This window comes from Brachybacterium paraconglomeratum (assembly GCF_003994255.1).
Taxonomy (GTDB): Bacteria; Actinomycetota; Actinomycetes; order Actinomycetales; family Dermabacteraceae; genus Brachybacterium; species Brachybacterium conglomeratum.
The window spans coordinates 146,208-164,373 of the sequence record NZ_ML133854.1; the positions used below are offsets into that span (position 1 = coordinate 146,208).

14 protein-coding genes are annotated in these 18,166 nt (G+C 74.2%); 10 read left to right on the plus strand and 4 right to left on the minus strand.

Annotation, left to right across the window (positions count from 1 at the left end):
* The first annotated feature begins 300 nt into the window (after positions 1-300).
* Together cynS and DS079_RS08165 are read left to right on the plus strand one after the other, a co-directional pair.
* Positions 301-768, plus strand: a complete 468-nt coding sequence (gene cynS / locus DS079_RS08160) for a cyanase (RefSeq protein WP_126986419.1) — start codon at positions 301-303, stop codon at positions 766-768.
* Positions 769-800: 32 nt separating this feature from the next.
* Complete coding sequence (locus tag DS079_RS08165) at positions 801-2,063, plus strand: CoA transferase (RefSeq protein WP_126986707.1); 1,263 nt, start codon at positions 801-803, stop codon at positions 2,061-2,063.
* A 50-nt stretch (positions 2,064-2,113) separates the two neighbouring features.
* Here the strand turns inward: DS079_RS08165 and DS079_RS08170 are convergent, their stop codons facing one another.
* Positions 2,114-5,425: a DEAD/DEAH box helicase gene (locus tag DS079_RS08170; protein WP_126986421.1), complete on the minus strand. Its 3,312-nt coding sequence runs from the start codon at positions 5,423-5,425 to the stop codon at positions 2,114-2,116.
* Positions 5,426-5,599: 174 nt separating this feature from the next.
* On the opposite strand from DS079_RS08170, the gene glmM reads away from it, so the two are divergent.
* Positions 5,600-6,946 carry a phosphoglucosamine mutase gene (glmM, locus tag DS079_RS08175; protein ID WP_126986423.1) on the plus strand — a complete coding sequence of 449 codons (1,347 nt, stop codon included), beginning with the start codon at positions 5,600-5,602 and terminating at the stop codon, positions 6,944-6,946.
* A gap of 133 nt (positions 6,947-7,079) precedes the next feature.
* On the opposite strand, the gene coaA is transcribed toward glmM, so the two are convergent.
* Positions 7,080-8,036: a type I pantothenate kinase gene (coaA, locus tag DS079_RS08180; protein ID WP_126986425.1), complete on the minus strand. Its 957-nt coding sequence runs from the start codon at positions 8,034-8,036 to the stop codon at positions 7,080-7,082.
* Between the two features lie 305 nt (positions 8,037-8,341).
* Here coaA and glmS point away from each other — a divergent pair, with 305 nt between their 5' ends.
* The 7 genes from glmS (at position 8,342) to DS079_RS08215 (ending at position 15,403) form a co-directional block, all read left to right on the plus strand.
* The gene (gene glmS / locus DS079_RS08185) at positions 8,342-10,210 is read left to right on the plus strand and encodes a glutamine--fructose-6-phosphate transaminase (isomerizing) (RefSeq protein ID WP_126986427.1); all 1,869 of its coding nucleotides are present in this window, start codon (positions 8,342-8,344) and stop codon (positions 10,208-10,210) included.
* Positions 10,211-10,300: 90 nt separating this feature from the next.
* Positions 10,301-10,756 carry a holo-ACP synthase gene (locus DS079_RS08190; protein WP_126986429.1) on the plus strand — a complete coding sequence of 152 codons (456 nt, stop codon included), beginning with the start codon at positions 10,301-10,303 and terminating at the stop codon, positions 10,754-10,756.
* Positions 10,756-12,303: an NAD(P)H-hydrate dehydratase gene (locus DS079_RS08195; protein ID WP_126986431.1), complete on the plus strand. Its 1,548-nt coding sequence runs from the start codon at positions 10,756-10,758 to the stop codon at positions 12,301-12,303. The genes DS079_RS08190 and DS079_RS08195 overlap by 1 nt, the downstream gene beginning before the upstream one ends.
* Positions 12,300-13,472 (plus strand): alanine racemase, encoded by a 1,173-nt coding sequence (alr, locus tag DS079_RS08200; protein WP_126986433.1) that lies wholly within the window; start codon positions 12,300-12,302, stop codon positions 13,470-13,472. The genes DS079_RS08195 and alr overlap by 4 nt, the downstream gene beginning before the upstream one ends.
* Entirely contained in the window at positions 13,469-14,155 is a 687-nt protein-coding gene (tsaE, locus tag DS079_RS08205) for a tRNA (adenosine(37)-N6)-threonylcarbamoyltransferase complex ATPase subunit type 1 TsaE (protein WP_126986435.1), read from the plus strand. The genes alr and tsaE overlap by 4 nt, the downstream gene beginning before the upstream one ends.
* Positions 14,155-14,868, plus strand: coding sequence for a tRNA (adenosine(37)-N6)-threonylcarbamoyltransferase complex dimerization subunit type 1 TsaB (gene tsaB, locus DS079_RS08210; RefSeq protein WP_126986437.1), 714 nt, complete (start codon positions 14,155-14,157; stop codon positions 14,866-14,868). Before tsaE ends, tsaB begins: the two co-directional genes overlap by 1 nt.
* A 1-nt stretch (position 14,869) precedes the next feature.
* Complete coding sequence (locus tag DS079_RS08215; protein ID WP_126986439.1) at positions 14,870-15,403, plus strand: GNAT family N-acetyltransferase; 534 nt, start codon at positions 14,870-14,872, stop codon at positions 15,401-15,403.
* A 36-nt stretch (positions 15,404-15,439) separates the two neighbouring features.
* On the opposite strand, the gene DS079_RS08220 is transcribed toward DS079_RS08215, so the two are convergent.
* Complete coding sequence (locus DS079_RS08220) at positions 15,440-17,152, minus strand: hypothetical protein (RefSeq protein WP_126986441.1); 1,713 nt, start codon at positions 17,150-17,152, stop codon at positions 15,440-15,442.
* Entirely contained in the window at positions 17,137-18,057 is a 921-nt protein-coding gene (locus tag DS079_RS08225) for an ABC transporter ATP-binding protein (protein WP_126986443.1), read from the minus strand. Before DS079_RS08225 ends, DS079_RS08220 begins: the two co-directional genes overlap by 16 nt.
* Positions 18,058-18,166: the final 109 nt, after the last annotated feature.

Below are 18,166 nucleotides of genomic sequence, written 5' to 3' on the forward strand. Positions count from 1 at the left end.
GGGGGGGGTGGGGGGGGGGGGGGGGGGGGGGGGGGGGGCGGCCCCCCCCCCCCCCCCCCCCCCCCCCCCCCCCCCCCCCCCCCCCCCACGCCAGTGGTCGACCATCCGCTCCCGGATCCCGGCGCGAGAACCCAGGCACCGGCTGCCGGTCCGGGCTCCGGCTCCCCCGTCCCGGTTCGCGGTGCCGTGCACCCGTGTCCCGTGATCGGCCCGTGACGGTCCACCTCGAGCGACGGACCGATATGGACCCGGGCCGCGGGGCTCGAGCAGTCTCGTCCCACCACGACGAGAGGACGGGACATGGACCTGATCGGGAAGCGCGACGCCGGGGAGCTCATCGACGCCAGGCGCCGCGCAAAGGGAATGAGCTGGACGGAGCTCGCCGAAGCCGCAGGTCTGCCGGTGGTCTGGCTGACCTCGGCGGTGCTCGGGGCGCATCCGGCACCCGCGGCGGTCGCCGCGACGCTGCGCGAGCTGCTGGACCTCGACGAGCCCCTGGTCGAGGCGCTCATCCGGCAGCCCTATCGCACGATCGACCCGGAGCTCCTCGCCGATCCCACCATCTACCGCTTCCAGGAGCTGATCCAGGTCTACGGGCCCGCCCTCAAGGCGCTGATCCACGAGGAGTTCGGCGACGGCATCATGAGCGCGATCAACTGCTCGATCGATCTGCGCCGCGGTGCCCATCCCGGCGGGGATCGGGTGGTGCTGACCATCGACGGGAAGTTCCTGCCCTACGACTGGGCGGCCAGCGAGGGCGAGGGCTGACGGGGCGGCGGGCGGAGGGTAGCCTCCCGGGCGTGGACACCTCCTCCGCCCGCTGGTGGGCCTGTCCCCTCGACGTCGGGACGCTGGCGGCCGACGTCGTGGAGCGGGTCCGTGCCGCCGCCGCTGCTCTCTCGCGCGTCCGCAACCTCGACCTCCGCCCTGCGACGAGCCCCGCGCTCGTCGTCGCCTCCTTCGCGGCACTCGAGCACCTGCGCGTCGACGGGGACGCCGTGGAGAGCTGGGCGGAGCTCTCCGGCTTCGCCCGCACCGCCGACGGATGGGTGCGCCTGCACGGTAACCATCCCCATCACGCCGCTGCGTTGCAGAAGCTCTACGGGATCAGGGACCGGGCCGGGCTCGAGCGTGCTCTCGCCGCACGGACTGGCTCGCAGGTCGAGCAGGAGGTCACCGCCGCCGGTGGGATCGCCGTGCGCGTGCTCGACCGTGCGCAGTGGCAGGAGCACCCCCAGGCGCGCGACCGCGCCAGGCACGGCTGGGTCGAGGTCGAGGATCGCGGCGCCCGGGAGCCGCCGACGCCTATCCGCCCCCGGCCCGAGCTCCTCGCGGGGGTGCGGGTGCTGGATCTGACCAGGGTGATCGCCGGCCCCACCTGCTCGCAGCTCCTCAGCTGCCTCGGCGCCGACGTGCTCCGCGTCGATCCGCCCCATCGACCGGAGATCCGCGAGCAGCATCTCTCGACGGGCATGGGCAAGCGGTCGACGCTCCTCGATCTGCGTGACGCGGTGCAGCGGGAGCGGGCGCTCTCCCTCGCCGCCGGGGCCGACGTGATCCTCACCGGGTACCGGCCCGGCGCGCTCGACCGGCACGGGTTCGGCACCGAGGACCTCGCCGCCCTCGCGCCCCAGGCCGTGATCGGTGCGCTCTCGGCCTGGGGCGAGGCCGGTCCCTGGGGCAGGCGGGCGGGCTTCGACTCCATCGTGCAGGCCGCGACGGGCATCGCCGTCGCCTGCGGGACCTCCGAACGGCCCGGTGCGCTGCCCGTCCAGGCCCTCGACCATGCCACCGGGCACCTGCTCGCGGCCGCCGTGCTCGAGGCCCTCGCCGAAGGGCGTGCCCGCACGATCCGGGTGAGCCTGCTCGGCGCCGCGGAGGCGCTGCACTCCCTGCCCCGGTCCCCCGGCGGGGACGTCGCAGAGCACCCGGTGCCGACCGTCCGCGTGCGCTCGGGCGCACGGGAGCTGATCGCCGTGCCGCCGCCGCTGCTGATCGACGGGCGCACGATCGAGCGAGACGTGCCCGAATACGCGGCGGCGGCCCCCGTCTGGCGGGACTGACCGGACCGCGAGACCCGCCCGGGCTCGGCGGGGCGCTCAGCGCCGGCCCGTCAGCTCAGCAGCTCGCGCAGGTCCTCGGCGGTGACGGCGGAGCGGAAGGCCTCCCCGCCGTCGGTGAGGGAGTCGAACAGCTCGGCCTTGCGGCGCTGCAGGGCGAGGACCTTCTCCTCGATCGTGTCCTCCGCGATCATGCGGTACACCATCACCTGGCGGTCCTGCCCGATCCGGTGAGCGCGGTCCACGGCCTGGTTCTCCGCCGCCGGGTTCCACCACGGGTCCAGCAGGAAGACGTAGTCCGCCTCGGTGAGGGTCAGGCCGAAGCCCCCCGCCTTCAGCGAGATCAGGAACACCGGCGCGTCCCCGTCGCGGAAGCCGCTGACGGCCGCATCGCGGTCCCGGGTCGAGCCGTCCAGGTGCGCGAAGTCGATCCCGCGCGCCGAGAGCTCCCCGGCGACCCGGTCCAGGTAGGTCGTGAACTGGCTGAACAGCAGCACCCGGTGCCCGTCGCCGATGACCTCCTCGAGCCGGTCGAAGAGCGCCTCGAGCTTGGAGCTCGGCACGTCCGCGTACTCCTCCGCGTCCACCAGCGAGGGGTCCAGCGCCAGCATCCGCAGCAGGGTCAGGGAGCGGAAGACGATGAAGCGGGAGCGGTCCAGGTCCGTGTCGATCAGGCCCAGCACCTTCTTCCGCTCGCGCTGCAGCACCGAGTCGTAGACCGCGCGGTGCTCCGGCGACAGCGTCACCGTGAGCACCTCCTCGTGCTTCTCCGGCAGCTCCTTCGCGACGAGCTCCTTGGTGCGGCGCAGCAGGAAGGGGCGGATCCGACGGCGCAGCTGCTCCATCCGCTGCGGCGCCTCGCCGGTCGCGATCGGGAGCGTGAAGCGCTTGCGGAACCCGATCGCGGTGCCGAGCAGGCCCGGCGCGACCAGGTCGAGGATCGCCCACAGGTCGTCCAGGGAGTTCTCCATCGGGGTGCCCGTGATCGCGAGGCGCATGCCGGCGCGCACCCGCTTCGCGGCCTGATGCGTGCGGGAGCGGCGGTTCTTCACGAACTGCGCCTCGTCCAGCACGAAGCCCTGGAAGCGGCGCGAGGCGAAGAGCTCCTCGTCCAGGCGCAGGACCGCATAGCTGGTCACCACCAGGTCCACGCCCTCGAAATCCTCCTCGGCGGCGCCGCCGCGGGAGGCGGAGGTGCCCTCGAGCACCCGCACGCGCAGCCCCGGCGCGAAGCGCTCGGCCTCCCGACGCCACACCGGCAGCACCGAGGCGGGGGCGACGACGAGGAAGGGCGGGGCCGACGGGGACTGCTCGCGGGCATGGGCGATCAGGGCGAGTGTCTGCACCGTCTTGCCCAGGCCCATGTCGTCTGCGAGCACCCCGCCGAGGCCCTGGTCGAAGAGCATGGCCAGCCACGCGAAGCCCTCGCGCTGGTAGGGCCGCAGCTCCGCCTGCAGGCCGCGGGGCAGCGGCGGCGCGGGGCGGTGCTCGAGGGCGCGCAGCGGGTCGACGACCGCGGTCCACTCCGCGCTCGCCTCGGTCTGGTCGCCGATCTCGGCGAGCTCGTCCCACATGTCGACCTGGTACTTCGAGATCCGCTGGACCTCGGGCTCCCACTCGGCCAGGGCCTCGCCCTCGCGGATCAGCTCGCGCAGCGCGTCGAAGGCGGGGTGGTCCAGGGAGAAGTAGGTCCTGTCCGGCATCAGCAGCTTGTCCCGGCCGCGGACGAGCGCCACGAACAGGCTCGGGAAGGGGATCTGCCGGCCCTCGACGGTGATGTCGAAGCCGAGGTCGAACCAGTCGTTCTTGCCGGGGGAGGCGTGCTGGGTGATCCGCACCTGCGGGGCTCCGTCGAGCTCGCGGTAGGCGTGGCGGGTGCCGGTGACCTCGACCTCCACGTGGTCCAGGGCGTCCAGCGCATCGAGCACGTGGGCGGTGAACTCGGCGGTGTCCACGCCGGAGAGGAGCTGGGCGGCGTCGGTGGGCTGGTGGGGCCACAGGGTCATGGCCTCGGCGATCACCGCGTCCTCGTGGTCGGTGTCACGGTGCGCTCCCTGGCGCTGGTCGATCGGCAGGCGCCGGTCCGGGTCGTGGTAGCGCCAGGACCAGCGCAGGGCGAGCCGGTCCCCGTCGGCGTAGGCGGCCTCGAGGTGGAGGGCGGGCCGACGGGCCGCCGGCAGCGCGACGCTGCCGTCGAGGCTGGTCATGGGGCTCAGTGCGCGCAGCTTCGGGTAGGCGACCTCGAGGAACGCCTCGCGGTCCGCGGCGGGGACGCGCAGCGGCTCCCGACGGTGCAGGAGGGTGCGCAGGTCGCGCGGCACCGCGGTGGGCAGCGGGGCGATGCGGGCGGCGAGCAGCTGCTCGTCCGCGGGGAGCGCCTCGAGCACCCCGGCGCCGCCGAGCAGCCGGCCGTGCTCCGTCTCGAGGCCGTCGATCGCGAAGCGCGGGGCGACCTCGAGGGCGCCGGAGTCCTGCTCGGAGCGCAGGTCCAGGCCCGCCTCCCCGTCGCGCGCGAGGGAGATCGCGGCCAGGCCGCTGCCGGGCAGCAGTTCGACCCCCGCGTCCAGCGCATGGGCGAGAGCCTGCCACAGCAGGGGCGAGGTGATGGTGTTCAGCCACAGGTGGTCGACTGCGCCGGAGGTGTAGGAGCGCTCCACCGAGGCGGCCGCGAAGATCCTGGTCAGAGCCTCGCCCTGGGCGGGGTCGTACTCGCGGCCCGCGAGGCGGAACTCGAAGCTGCGCCAGGAGAGGTCGCCCTTGATCCACAGGCCCTTGCGTCCGCGGGTCACGGGGCGTAGGCCCAGCCAGAGATCGGCGCCGGCGGCGAGATGCGCAGGCGTGGCGACCTCGCGGTGGTGGCGGGAGGTGCCGGTGCCCGAGGCCGCCGCCTCGAGATCCACCCGCAGCGCGAGCGGCTTCGCGACGGTCCCGGACCGCGCGGAGGAGGCGCGGGAGCTCAGCAGGGGGCGCAGCACTGTGCGCCACTCCGCGGGAGGCTCCTCCCGCGCGGCGCGGACGGCGAGGTCGTTGGTCCGGTACAGCAGCGCGCCGACGTGCAGGCACGCCTCGCCCACCGGGCAGTCGCAGCGCGAGGAGAGCGGTCGCCACAGCCCGCCAGGCCCCGGGGTCTGGAAGCGGCGGGAGACGGCGTCCTCCTCGTACTCGGTCAGGACCGCCTCGGTGTGATGCCGGGCGCCGTCGGGGTCCGTGACCTGGGCCGACAGGGTCGAGCTCGCCTCGTCCCAGTCCACCGTGCCCACGCTCCCGCCGCGCGCGGCGGCGAGGCTCCTGCCCGCCGTGCGATCGCCCACGTGGTGGCTGATCGCGGAGGGCAGCAGTCGAGGGAGCAGGACCGTTCGGGACATCCCGCCAACGTAACCCGCGCCGCACCCCGCGCACGAGGGATCTCACCGGAATCACGACCCTCAGCGGGTAGTCTCACAGCGTCCTCCCGGTCGCCGCGGCATCGACGAGCCCGTCGGCCCCGTCGATCCCGACCCGGGAGCAGCACCACCCCCGATACTTCCTAGGAGACCCCCGTGGCACGACTCTTCGGCACCGACGGAGTGCGCGGACGCGCCAATGACGACATCACCGCGGAGCTCGCGGTCGAGCTGTCCGTGGGCGCGGCGCACGTGCTCGGCACCCTCGGCGCCTTCGGCGGCACCCGCCCCCGCGCGATCGTCGCCCGCGACACGCGTCCCTCAGGGCACTTCCTCGCCGCCGCGGTCAGCGCCGGCCTCGCCTCCGCGGGCGTGGATGTGCTCGACGCCGAGGTGCTGCCTACGCCGGGCCTCGCCTATCTCGTGCAGTCCACGGGCGCGGACCTCGGCGTGATGATCTCCGCCTCCCACAACCCCGCGCCCGACAACGGCATCAAGTTCTTCGCCCGCGGCGGCACCAAGCTGCCCGACGAGGTCGAGGACGCGATCGAGGCCCGCCTCGGGGAGCAGTGGGAGCGCCCGCAGGGCACCGGCGTCGGCACCATCACCCGCTACGAGGGCGCGATCGAGGAGTACGTGACCCACCTCGCCTCGACCCTGGACCGCTCCCTCGAAGGCCTCACCGTCGTCGCCGACTGCGCCAACGGCGCCGCCGCGATCTCCGGCCCCGAGGCGCTGCGCCGCGCCGGCGCGACCGTGCACGTGATCGGCGACTGCTCCGACGGCGGGCTGATCAACGACGGCGTCGGCTCCACCCACCTCGAGCCGCTGCAGGCCGCGGTGCGCGAGCACGGCGCCGACATCGGCGTGGCCTTCGACGGCGACGCCGACCGCTGCCTCGCCGTCGATGCGGCGGGCGAGATCATCGACGGCGACCAGATCATGGCGATCCTGGCCCTGGACCTCAAGGAGCGCGGCAAGCTCCACGAGGACACCCTGGTCGTCACGGTGATGAGCAACCTCGGCCTCAAGCTCGCCATGAAGGAGCACGGGATCGTGCTGGGGCAGACCGCCGTCGGCGACCGCTACGTGCTCGAGGAGATGAACCTCGGCGGCTTCTCCATCGGCGGCGAGCAGTCCGGCCACGTGATCATCGCCGAGCACGCCACCACCGGCGACGGCGAGCTCACCGCCCTCCACCTGCTGCAGCGCATCGCCGAGACCGGCCGCACCGCCGCTGAGCTCAAGTCCGTGATGACCCGCATGCCGCAGGCGCTGATCAACGTCAAGGACGTCGACAAGGCCAAGGCCACCATCGACCGCGGTGTCGGTGACGCGATCGCGGCGGCGGAGGAGGAGCTCGGGGAGACCGGCCGGGTGCTGCTGCGCCCCTCCGGCACCGAGCCCGTCGTGCGCGTGATGGTCGAGGCCCCCACCGACGAGCAGGCCACCGCCGTGGCCGAGCGCCTCGCCGTCGTGGTCCGCGAGCGCGTCGGGCTCTGAGCCGGGCCCGGTCTCCCGCGGCACGCCCATCGAGATCACCGTTCTCCGGCCCCGGTGCCGGGTTTCGGTGTTCTCGGTGGGCGTGTCCGTGACCGAGGGCCGGGAGCGTGCATGGGGAGGGGGAGCCCGGGGCTCAGACCTTCCGCAGCAGCACCGAGTGGACCCGGTGCTGGCCGTCCTTGCGCAGCACGAGGTCGGCGCGGCCGCGGGTGGGGATCACGTTCTCGGCGAGGTTCGGGCCGTTGATCGAGCCCCAGATCCGCTGGCCGGTCGCCGCGGCCTCCTCGTCGGTGAGGTCGGCGTAGCGGCGGAAGTAGGAGCGCGGGTCGGAGAACGCGGTGCGGCGCAGCGCGAGGAAGCGATCCACGTACCAGCGCTGGACGTCCTCGGCCCGCGCGTCGACGTAGACGGAGAAGTCGAAGAAGTCCGAGACGGCCATGCCGAGCCGTCCGTCGCGGCGGGGCCGGGCGGGCTGGAGCACGTTGAGGCCCTCGACGATGAGCACGTCCGGCTGCTCCACCACGACCTTCTCGTCCTCGAGGATGTCGTAGGTCAGGTGGGAGTAGACCGGCGCCTCGACCCGCTCCTGTCCGGCCTTCACGTCCGCCACGAAGCGCAGCAGACGGCGCCGGTCGTAGCTCTCCGGGAAGCCCTTGCGCTGCATGATCCCGCGCGACTCGAGCACGCGGTTGGGGTACAGGAAGCCGTCGGTGGTCACGAGCTGCACGCGCGGGGTCTCGGGCCAGCGGGCCATGAGCTCGCGCAGCAGGCGGGCGGTGGTCGACTTGCCGACGGCCACCGAGCCGGCCACGCCGATGATGTACGGGGTGCGCTGCTGGCGCTGGTCCAGGAACTCCTCCCGCGCCCGGCGCAGCGACTGCGCGGCCGCGACCTGGATGTTCAGCAGGCGCGAGATGGGGCGGTAGACGGCGTCGACCTCGGAGAGGTCCACCCGGTCGCCGAGGCCCCGCAGGCGGTCCACGTCCTCCTCGCTCAGCGGCAGCGGGGTCTGCTGGGAGAGCCGGGCCCAGTCCTCCCGGAGGATCTCCTCGAACGGGGTGACCGTGGCGTGCGCCGATGCTGCCTTCATGCGGGAGATTCTTCCAGCATTCCGGCGCCGTGCCGTGCAGCGGTGCGTCGACGCACCGGTCGGAGCCGCTCGCGGCCCTCGGCCCGGCGCGTCCCGGCACCCTGCCCGGCCGCGTCCGACGGCACGACCGGAGGCAGGGGACGCGGTGGTGCGACCAGCGCGCCCGGGCCCGTCTGCGCATTTCTGATCGGTCCCGTGCACGCTCGGCCACGCCTGCGCGGCGAGGGGCCGCGAGGTGAGGAACGACTCGCTCGGATCCTGCGTGCGCGGCGTCGTGCGGGACGCGGAAAGCTACGGTGAGCGGCATGTGTGGAATCGTCGGATACGCAGGCCCCCGCGCCGCAGCACCCTCCTCCCGTCCCGTGGACGTGGCCCTCCAGGGCCTCGCCCGCCTCGAGTACCGCGGCTACGACTCCGCGGGCGTCGCCGTCCTGGACGACGGCGCCGTGCGCGTGACCAAGCGCGCCGGCAAGCTCGTGAACCTCCGCGAGGCGCTCGAGGGCTCCTCGGAGTCCACCGGGCACGTCGCCATCGCGCACACTCGCTGGGCCACCCACGGCGGCCCCACGGACGGCAACGCCCACCCCCACCTCGGCGGCCGCGACGGCGAGCTCGCCCTGGTCCACAACGGCATCATCGAGAACTTCGCCGCGCTGCGCGCCGAGCTCGAGGCCGACGGCTTCACCTTCTCCTCCGAGACCGACTCCGAGGCCGCCGCGCACCTGGTCGCCCGCGAGATGGAGGTCGCCGGAGACCTCACCGAGGCGATGCGCCGCACCGCCGCGAACCTCGAGGGCGCCTTCACGCTCCTGGCCGTCCACCGCGACGCGCCGGACGTCGTCGTCGCCGCCCGCCGCAACTCCCCGCTGGTCGTCGGCCTCGGTGAGGGCGAGAACTTCCTCGGCTCCGACGTCGCCGCCTTCGTCGACTCCACCAAGGAGGCGCTCGAGATCGGCCAGGACCAGGTCGTCACTGTCTCCGCCGACTCGGTCGCGATCGTCGACTTCGACGGCAACGAGGTCACCGATGCCAAGCGCTACACCATCGAGTGGGACGCCGCGGCCGCGCAGAAGGGCGGCTACGACTCCTTCATGGCCAAGGAGATCCACGAGCAGGCCGATGCCGTCGCCGACACCCTCCGCGGCCGCCTCGAGAACGGCACCCTCCAGCTCGACGACATGGAGATCGACCCCTCGGTGCTGCGCAGCATCGACAAGATCGTCGTGATCGCCTGCGGCACCGCCGCGAACGCCGGCGCCGTCGCGAAGTACGCGATCGAGCACTGGTGCCGCATCCCCACCGAGGTCGAGCTCGCTCACGAGTTCCGCTACCGCGACCCGGTCGTCACCGAGAAGACCCTGGTCGTCGCGATCTCCCAGTCCGGCGAGACGATGGACACCCTGATGGCGGTGCGCCACGCCCGCGAGCAGGGCGCGAAGGTGATCGCGCTGTGCAACACCCGCGGCTCCACCATCCCGCGCGAGTCCGACGCGGCGCTGTACCTGCACGTCGGCCCCGAGATCGCGGTCGCCTCCACCAAGGCGTACCTCGGCCAGATCGTCGCCAGCTACCTGCTGGGCCTGTTCCTCGCCCAGGTGCGCGGCAACCTCTTCCCCGACGAGATCGCGGCGCTGATGGAGGACCTCGAGCAGATCCCCGCCCAGATCCAGCAGGTCCTGGACAGCTCCGCGAAGGTCGAGCAGCTCGCGAAGGACATGAAGGACGTCACCAGCGTGCTGTTCCTGGGCCGTCACGTCGGCTACCCGACGGCGATGGAGGGCGCGCTCAAGCTCAAGGAGATCGCCTACATCCACGCCGAGGGCTTCGCCGCCGGCGAGCTCAAGCACGGCCCGATCGCCCTGGTCGAGGAGGGGCAGCCGGTGTTCGTCATCGTGCCCTCCCCGCGCGGCCGCCACTCCCTGCACTCCAAGGTCGTCTCCAACATCCAGGAGGTGCGCGCCCGCGGCGCCCGCACCCTGGTGATCGCCGAGGAGGGCGACGACGCGGTGCTGCCCTACGCCGACGAGGTGATCCGCGTGCCCGCCACCCGCACCCTCTTCGCGGCGCTGCTGACCGTGATCCCGCTGCAGATCTTCTCCTGCGAGCTCGCGACCGCGAAGGGCCTGGACGTGGACCAGCCCCGCAACCTCGCGAAGTCCGTCACCGTCGAGTGACCCGCCCCGTCGGGTGAGGAGCCCGCCGGGACCCCGCGCCCGATCGACCTCCTCGCCCCGCGAGGCGGCCGGTGGTGTGATACTGCCCCCGTGAGCACCTTTCCCACCGCGACCCCGACGCCCGGCCCCGACGAGACCTTCGGTGGCCGGGCGTTCGCGCCGCAGGAGGACGGGACGATCGTCGGCGTCGGCGTGGACGTCGTGGACATCCCGCGCCTGGACGCGATGATCTCCCGCACCCCCGCCCTGCTGGACCGCCTCCTGACCCCGGGGGAGCGGGAGCTCTCGCCGGCCTCGCGCGCGGCCCGGGTCGCCGCGAAGGAGGCGGTGGGCAAGGCCCTCGGCGCGCCCGGCGACTTCTCCTGGCAGGACGTGACCGTCGAGCGCGCCGCCGGCCGGCGCCCGCACCTGCGTCTGCGGGGCGCGACCCTCGCCGCCGCCGAGCGACAGGACGTCGAGCACCTGCATCTCTCCCTCTCGCACGACGGCGCGATCGCGACCGCGATCGTCGTCGCCGAGCGTTCCTCCGTCCCGAGGAGCCTGTGATGCTGCGGGCCCACGGCGCCGAGGCGGTCCGCGAGGCCGAGCGGCCCCTGCTCGAGGCGGGGGAGCCGCTCATGCTCCGCGCCGCCGCGGCGCTGGCCGAGCGCGCCGTCCACCACCTGCGCTCGGCGCCCTTCGCCCCGCAGGTGCTGGTCCTGGCCGGGGCGGGGTCCAACGGCGGCGACGGCCTGCACGCCGCCGCGATCCTGCGTCGCGAGCACTCCCTGGCCGCCGATGCGATCACCGCCGCCCCGCGCCGCCACGAGGAGGGGGCCGCCGCGCTGGAGGCGGCGGGCGGGACCCTCCACCCCCTCGCGAGCCTCGACGAGGAGCGCCTCGCCCACCTCCTCTGCGGCGCCGACCTGGTGATCGACTCGATCCTCGGGATCGGCGGCCGCCCCGAGGTCCCCGCCGAGCTCCTGCCCCTGCTCGAGGCGGTGCGAGACAGCGGCGTGCCCGTCCTCGCCGCCGACCTGCCGAGCTTCGTCGACGCCACCACCGGGCAGGCCGCCCCCGAGGCGCTCCCGGCCCGGGAGACCGTCACCTTCGGCGCCGTGAAGGCGGGACTGCTGCTGCCGGGCGGGGCCGAGCTCGCCGGGACCGTGCACCTGGTGGACCTCGGCCTCGAGGAGCACCTCCCGGCCCGGGCAGCCGTCGAACGGCTCGAGGACGCCGACGTGCGCGCCCTGCTCCCGCGCCCGGGCCGCGACTCCACCAAGTACCGCCGTGGCGTGGTCGCGCTCGCCGTCGGCAGCGAGCAGTACCCGGGCGCGGCCGTCCTCGCCGTCTCCGGCGCCGCCCGGACCGGCGCGGGGATGGTCCGCTGCCTCGCCCCGCAGGCCGTGCTCGACCTGGTGCTGCGGGCCCGGCCCGAGACCGTCGGCCATCCCGTCGGCCCCGGTCGCGCCGGCGGCCGGGTGCTGGACGACGAGACCCTCGCCCGCACCCATGCCGTCGTGATCGGCCCCGGCCTGCCGGGCGACGACCCCCGCGTGCGCAGGGGCGTCGCGCTGCTGGCCGGGCAGATGGACGTCCCGGCGGAGGCGCCGCGCCGCGGCGTCCTCGACGCGGGCGCGCTCGGGGCGATCGACCCCGGCACCCGTCTCTGCCCCGACGTGGTGCTCACCCCGCACCGCGGCGAGGCCGAGCGCCTCGCCCGCCGCCTCGACATCGACCCGGACCTGCCCGCGCCCGAGCTCGCCCGGGCGCTCGCCGCGGCGACCGGCGCGACCGTGCTGCTCAAGGGCGCGATCACGCTTGTCGCCCCCGGCGACGGCGGGCCGCTGCGCTCCCAGGACGACGCCACGCCCCAGCTCGCGACCGCCGGCACCGGGGACGTCCTCGCCGGGGTGCTCGGGGCCCTCCTCGCCGCGGGCCTGCCCGGCCCCGACGCCGCCGCGCTCGCGGCGCTGCTCCACGGCCGCGCCGGGCGCCTCGCCTCGCGTGACGGACTGCACCCCCTGGTCGCCCTCGACGTCGCGGACTCTCTGCCGGAGGCCATCGGGACTATCCTGGCGGACGCCCAGGACCTGAACCGAGGAGCCAGATGACCATCCCGATCCCTGCCGAGGACCCCCGGCACGTGCCCAACCGGGCGGTGATCGACCCCTCCGCGATCACGCAGAACACGCGGGCGCTGGGGACCCTCCTCGAGGAGCAGACGGCGCTGATGGCGGTCGTGAAGGCCGACGGCTACGGGCACGGGATGCTCACCGCCGCCCGGGCCGCGATCGAGGGCGGCGCGACCTGGCTCGGCGTCGCCCACCCCGCGAGCGCCCTGGCGCTGGCCCGCGCGGACCTCGACGCGCAGATCCTCACCTGGCTGTACGAGCCGCACACCGCGCAGATCGTGCTTCCCGAGGTGCTCCGCTCCGGCGTCGACGTCGCCGTCGGCTCCCCGGAGATGCTGCAGCTGGTCGCCGCGGCGGCGCGCGAGGCGGACCGTCGCGCCCGCGTGCACCTCAAGATCGACACCGGCATGGGCCGGAACGGCGTCCTGCCCTGGCAGGTCCGGGAGATGGGCGCCGCGATCCGCGACGACGACTTCCTCCAGCTCACAGCCGCCTGGACCCACCTGACCAGCGCGGAGGATCCCGAGGGCCCCGCCACCGACCAGCAGGCGGAGCTGTTCGACTCGGCCTGCGAGGCGCTCGAGGACGAGGTCGGACCGATCCCGCTGCAGCACATCGCAAACTCCGCCGCGACCCTCACCCGCCCCGATCTGCACCGCGACATCGTGCGTCCCGGCATCGCGCTGTACGGCTACCCGCCGGTCCCGGCCGACGTCCCGCTGCGCCCCGCGATGACCCTCTCCAGCCGGCTCGCGCTGGTCAAGGAGGTGCCCGAGGGGCACAGCGTCGGCTACGGCCGCATCCACCGCACCAGCCGCGCCACGACCCTGGGCCTGGTGCCGATCGGCTACGCCGACGGCCTCCACCGCACCGCCTCGGACAGCATCGACGTGCTCGTGCGCACCCAGAGCGGGGACCGCCGCGTCCCCCAGGTGGGCCGGATCAGCATGGACCAGATCGTCGTGGACCTCGGCCCCGAGACCGCCGCTCGCGCCGGCGACGAGGTGGTCCTGTTCGGCGACGCGGGCGGAGAGCCCGACGCCCCCTCCGCCCCGACCGCGGACCACTGGGCCCGCGCCGCGGAGACCATCCCCTACGAGGTGCTGACCTCCGTCTCCGGGCGCGTCACCCGGGAGGTGCGCGCATGAGCGAGGCCCAGGGGAGCGGCGCGGCCGGGAGCGCGGACGGTGCGGCGGGGGAGTCCGACGGCGCCGTCGTGCTGCGCACCCGCGACGCGGACGGCACCCGCGCCCTCGCCCAGGCGCTCTCCGGGGCGCTGCGTCCCGGCGACCTGCTGGTCCTGGACGGACCGCTCGGCGCCGGCAAGACCACCTTCACCCAGGGACTCGGCGCCGGCCTCGGCGTGCGCGGCCCCGTCGCCTCGCCCACCTTCGTGATCGAGCGGGTCCACCCGAGCCTCACGGGCGGCCCCGACCTCGTGCACGTGGACGCCTACCGCCTCGGCGGCGAGGGCGAGATCGACGACCTCGACCTCGAGGCCGACCTCGACCGCGCCGTGACCGTCGTGGAATGGGGCAGGGACCGGGTCGAGCATCTCGCGGACTCGGTGCTGCTGGTCGAGCTCGAGCGGCCCGACCGGGTCGACGACCCGCTGGACCCGGACGAGCCCCGCACGCTGCGGCTCACCCCGCGCGGGCCCCGCTGGGACGGCGCCGCGATCGCCGCGCTCGAGGCGGCGCTCGCCGCGGTGGCGGGGCTCGACGGCACGGCCGACGCCGCGGCCGCCGGCGACCCTGCCGCCCCGGCCACCACGGCCGAGGGGCCGGCCTCCGCCCGTCCGACCACCGACACCGCCGAGGGAGAGCGCTGATGCTGCTGGGAATCGACACCTCGGGCGCCGTGAGCGTCGCCGTCGCCCGCGGAGAGCTCGCCGGCGACAGCACGGATCCCTCGCCGGAGATCCTCGCCGTCCGCTCCGACACGCGCTCCCGCCACCACGACGAGGTGCTGCTCGCCCTGGTGGAGGAGACCCTGCAGGCCGCAGGCGTCACCCGCGGCGAGCTGACCGGCGTGGTCGTCGGCCGCGGCCCGGGCCCCTTCACCGGCCTGCGCGTGGGGCTCGTCTCCGCCCGCTCGATCGCCTCTGTGCTCGGCGTGCCCCTGCATGGCCTGAGCTCCCTCGACGCCCTCGCCCACGAGGCCCTCGCCGCCGTGCCCGCCGAGCGCGGCCCCATCACCGTCGGCGTGGCGCTGGACGCCCGGCGCCGCGAGGTCTACCACGCCCGCTACCGCCGCGAGGTGGACGGCGAGATCCTCCGCATCGCGGAGCCGGCCGTGGACGCCCCCGCCGAGGTCGCCGCCGCGCTGACCGCCTGCGACCTGCTCGTCGGCTCCGGCACCGCGCTCTACCCCGAGCTGCTGCCCGCGACCGTCGAGCTCGAGCACGTCGACGCCGGGCACCTGCTGCTGGCCGCCTCCGTCCTCGCCGCCCGCGGCGAGGACCTCACGAGCACCGAGCCGATGTACCTGCGTGAACCCGACGCCGCGAAGCCCACCGCGCGCAAGAGCGCGCTCGGCCGCTGAGGTGACGGCCGCCGACGGGGTCTGGACCCTGCGCCCGGCGACCCTCGAGGACGTCGAGGAGATCGCCTTCGCCGAGCTCGAGCTGTTCCCCGACGAGGCCTGGAGCGTCTTCCAGCTCGCCGAGGAGGTCGAGCATCCCGACCGCCGCTATGTCGTCGCGGTCGAGGGCGACGCCGAACCGGTCTGCAGCCCCGACGGCCGGACGCTCCCCTCGCGCGGCGGCGCGCTGCTCGGCTATGCCGGGATCATGCTCGCCGGAGACCTCGCCGACCTCCACACCATCGGTACCCGTCGCGAGGGGGAGGGCATCGGCCGCGCCCTGCTCGCCTGGTGCGAGGAGCAGGCCCGGCGCGGCGGCGCCGAGCGGATGCTGCTCGAGGTGCGCGAGGACAACGACCGCGCCCGCGCCGTCTACGCCGCCGCCGGCTACCGGGAGATCGGCCGACGACGCGGCTACTACCGGATCCGCGGCCGGCGCATCGATGCCCTCGTCATGGAGCGCACGCTCGGCGCGCCCGGCGGCCCGTCGGCCTGACGCGCTCGGCACACCGACCCGCACCGCAGGCCCGGCTCACACGTGGTCGCGGACCTTCTGGAAGATGTCCGGGTAGCGGGCGTCCAGGCGCACGGTCGCGATGCGCAGACCGATCAGCAGCACCGCCACGCCGATCACGATCGCCAGCACGCCGGCCCCGGTGATCAGCGCCAGGTTCCCCGCGATCGCGCCCCAGATGCCGAGACCCAGCGGCGGCAGCATCGGCACGAACACCGTCACCATCGAGATCGCCATCGAGAGCATGGCGTTGGAGCTCGAGGCGGACTTGTCCTTCATCGGGTTGGTGCCCGGGGCAGAGCTCGGGTAGGGCAGCAGCACGCCCACCACCATCGAGGTGCCCCAGCCGGAGATCATCGCGCCGAGCGAACCGAGCACGGTCATGGGGATCAGCTCCGGCAGTCCGTACAGCAGCGGCAGCGCGACGGTGATCACCACGACCGCGGGCACCATCAGCACCGCCATCGCCGCGATGCGGCCCAGCAGGTTCGCGCGGGCAGGGGCGCCGGCGACGATGTTGACCCAGCCGGACGGTCCGTCGAAGCCGATCTCGTTGGAGATGCTCAGCCCCGTCATCGCGCACATGAACACGGCCATGCCCAGCATCATCGGCCGGGCCTCGGGGACCATGAACCCCATCGCCACGAAGAACACGATCACCACGGGGTAGATGCCGAGGGCGGCGAGATAGCGGGTGTCCCGTCGCCAGTAGCGAAGGGACTTGCCCAGCACGGCGCCGAAGGGGCCGGCGGGCACGAAGCGCGGCACGAGCGGGGAGACCTTCGTCTGGCCCGAGGAGGCGTCCCCGGTCAGCGCCGAGGTCATCGACAGATCGATCGAGCGCCGCCACCACAGCCAGACCAGCACGATCGTCGCCGCGCCGATCAGGGCGCGCAGCAGCGCCGTGAGCACCCGTCCCTCGGCGAGATCCATCGGCACGGAGAACAGCGCACCGAGCGGCGTCCAGGCCAGCACCTCCACCACGCCGGGCAGCTGCTCGCGCACCCAGGTGACGTCGAGGTCCTCGATGCGCTGCATCGACAGCGAGAAGGCGTAGATCGCCACGAACATCGCCAGGAAGCCGAAGATCCCGCCGAGCTCGCGGCCCTTGCGGCTCGAGGCCCGCGCGGCGGAGTGCGCGAACCAGGCCCGCGGCAGCAGCAGGCACAGCGCGAGGCCGGCGAGGTTCGCGGGGATCAGCGCGAGGGCGCCGAGCACGACCCACCCGGCGCTCTGCCCGAACAGGACCAGCCACAGCAGCTCGAAGGCGGTGGCGATCGCGAGCGCGAGCAGGGTGAAGAGGCTCGGCAGGCTCAGCGCGGCCGCCGCGAACATCCCCGGCTGCAGCTCCCTCGCGCTGCGGGGGAAGAGGGCGAACGAACGCGGGTCCAGGGTGTCGTCGATCCCGAAGGCGAGGACGGGGATCAGGAACCACAGCAGCACGGTGACGGCGCCGAGGCCGCGCACGATCTGCGGGAACAGCTCTCCCTCCCCGGCCCACAGCGTGGTGCCCAGGAACAGGAAGACCAGCATGGCCAGGCCGCCCAGGCCGTAGAGCGCCCCGATCGAGGTGCCGATGATCTTGCCGACGTTCTTGCGGTAGGACCGCTTCCACAGCGTCCACTTGAGCTTCAGCTGCAGGCGCACCAGGTCGCGTCCGCGGATCTCGCCGTGGCGCACGTCCTGCGCGGCCGCGGTCCGTGTGTGCTCGGTGCTCAGGACTCCAGCCACGACAGGCTCCCCTCCGCGACGTCCCCGCCGCCGACGAGGTCGATGAAGGTCTGCACGAGGCTGCCGCCCTGGCGCACCTGGTCGAGGGTGCCGTCGGCCATCAGCCGCCCGTCGGCGATGATCGCGACGTGGCTGCACAGCCCCTCGACCAGCTCCATGACGTGGCTGGAGAGCACGACCGTGCCGCCGCCCTCCACATAGGCGGTGAGGATCGTGCGGATCACCTGCGCGGAGACCGGGTCGACGGCCTCGAGCGGCTCGTCGAGCACCAGCAGGCGCGGCGCGTGCAGCAGGGCGCTCGCCAGGAGGATCTTCTTGGTCATGCCGGCGGAGTAGTCCACGACCAGCTTCCCGTCCTCGCCCGCGAGGTCGAGCGCGGTCAGCAGTGACTCCATCCGCTCCTCGACCACGGCCGGCTCCATCCCGCGGAGCAGGCCGACGTAGGTCAGCAGCTCCCGTCCGGTGAGCCGGTCGAAGGTGCGCAGCCCGTCGGCGAGGACGCCGAGGCGCGCCTTGGCCGCCTGCGGCTCGACCCACATGTCGTGGCCGAGCACGTGCGCGGTGCCGCCGTCGGGCCGCAGCAGGCCCGTCGCCATCGACAGGGTGGTGGTCTTGCCGGCGCCGTTGGGACCGACGATCCCGTAGAACGAGCCCTGCGGCACGTCCAGGGACAGTCCATGGACCACTTCGGTGCCGGAGAAGGACTTGCGCAGCCCGCGGATCGACAGCGCGGTCGAGCTCGGGACCGAGGCCTCGGCGGAGACCGGGGCGGCGACACCGGCGAGAGGGCTGGGCGCCTCGACGGTCCCGGAGGGGTGGGCCGGGGGCGTCGTCGACGTCCCTCCCGCCTCCGGGGCGGTCCCCGGGACGGGAGGAGAGGAGGGGAGGGAGGGGTCGCTGTGCATGGGGTCACGCTATCGGCCGGTCCGTCCGCGACGATCCCTTCCCACGGCGGGCGGGACCACGACCTTCGTCGGTGCTCGACCGCGGCAGAGCATCGGTCGAACCGGGATC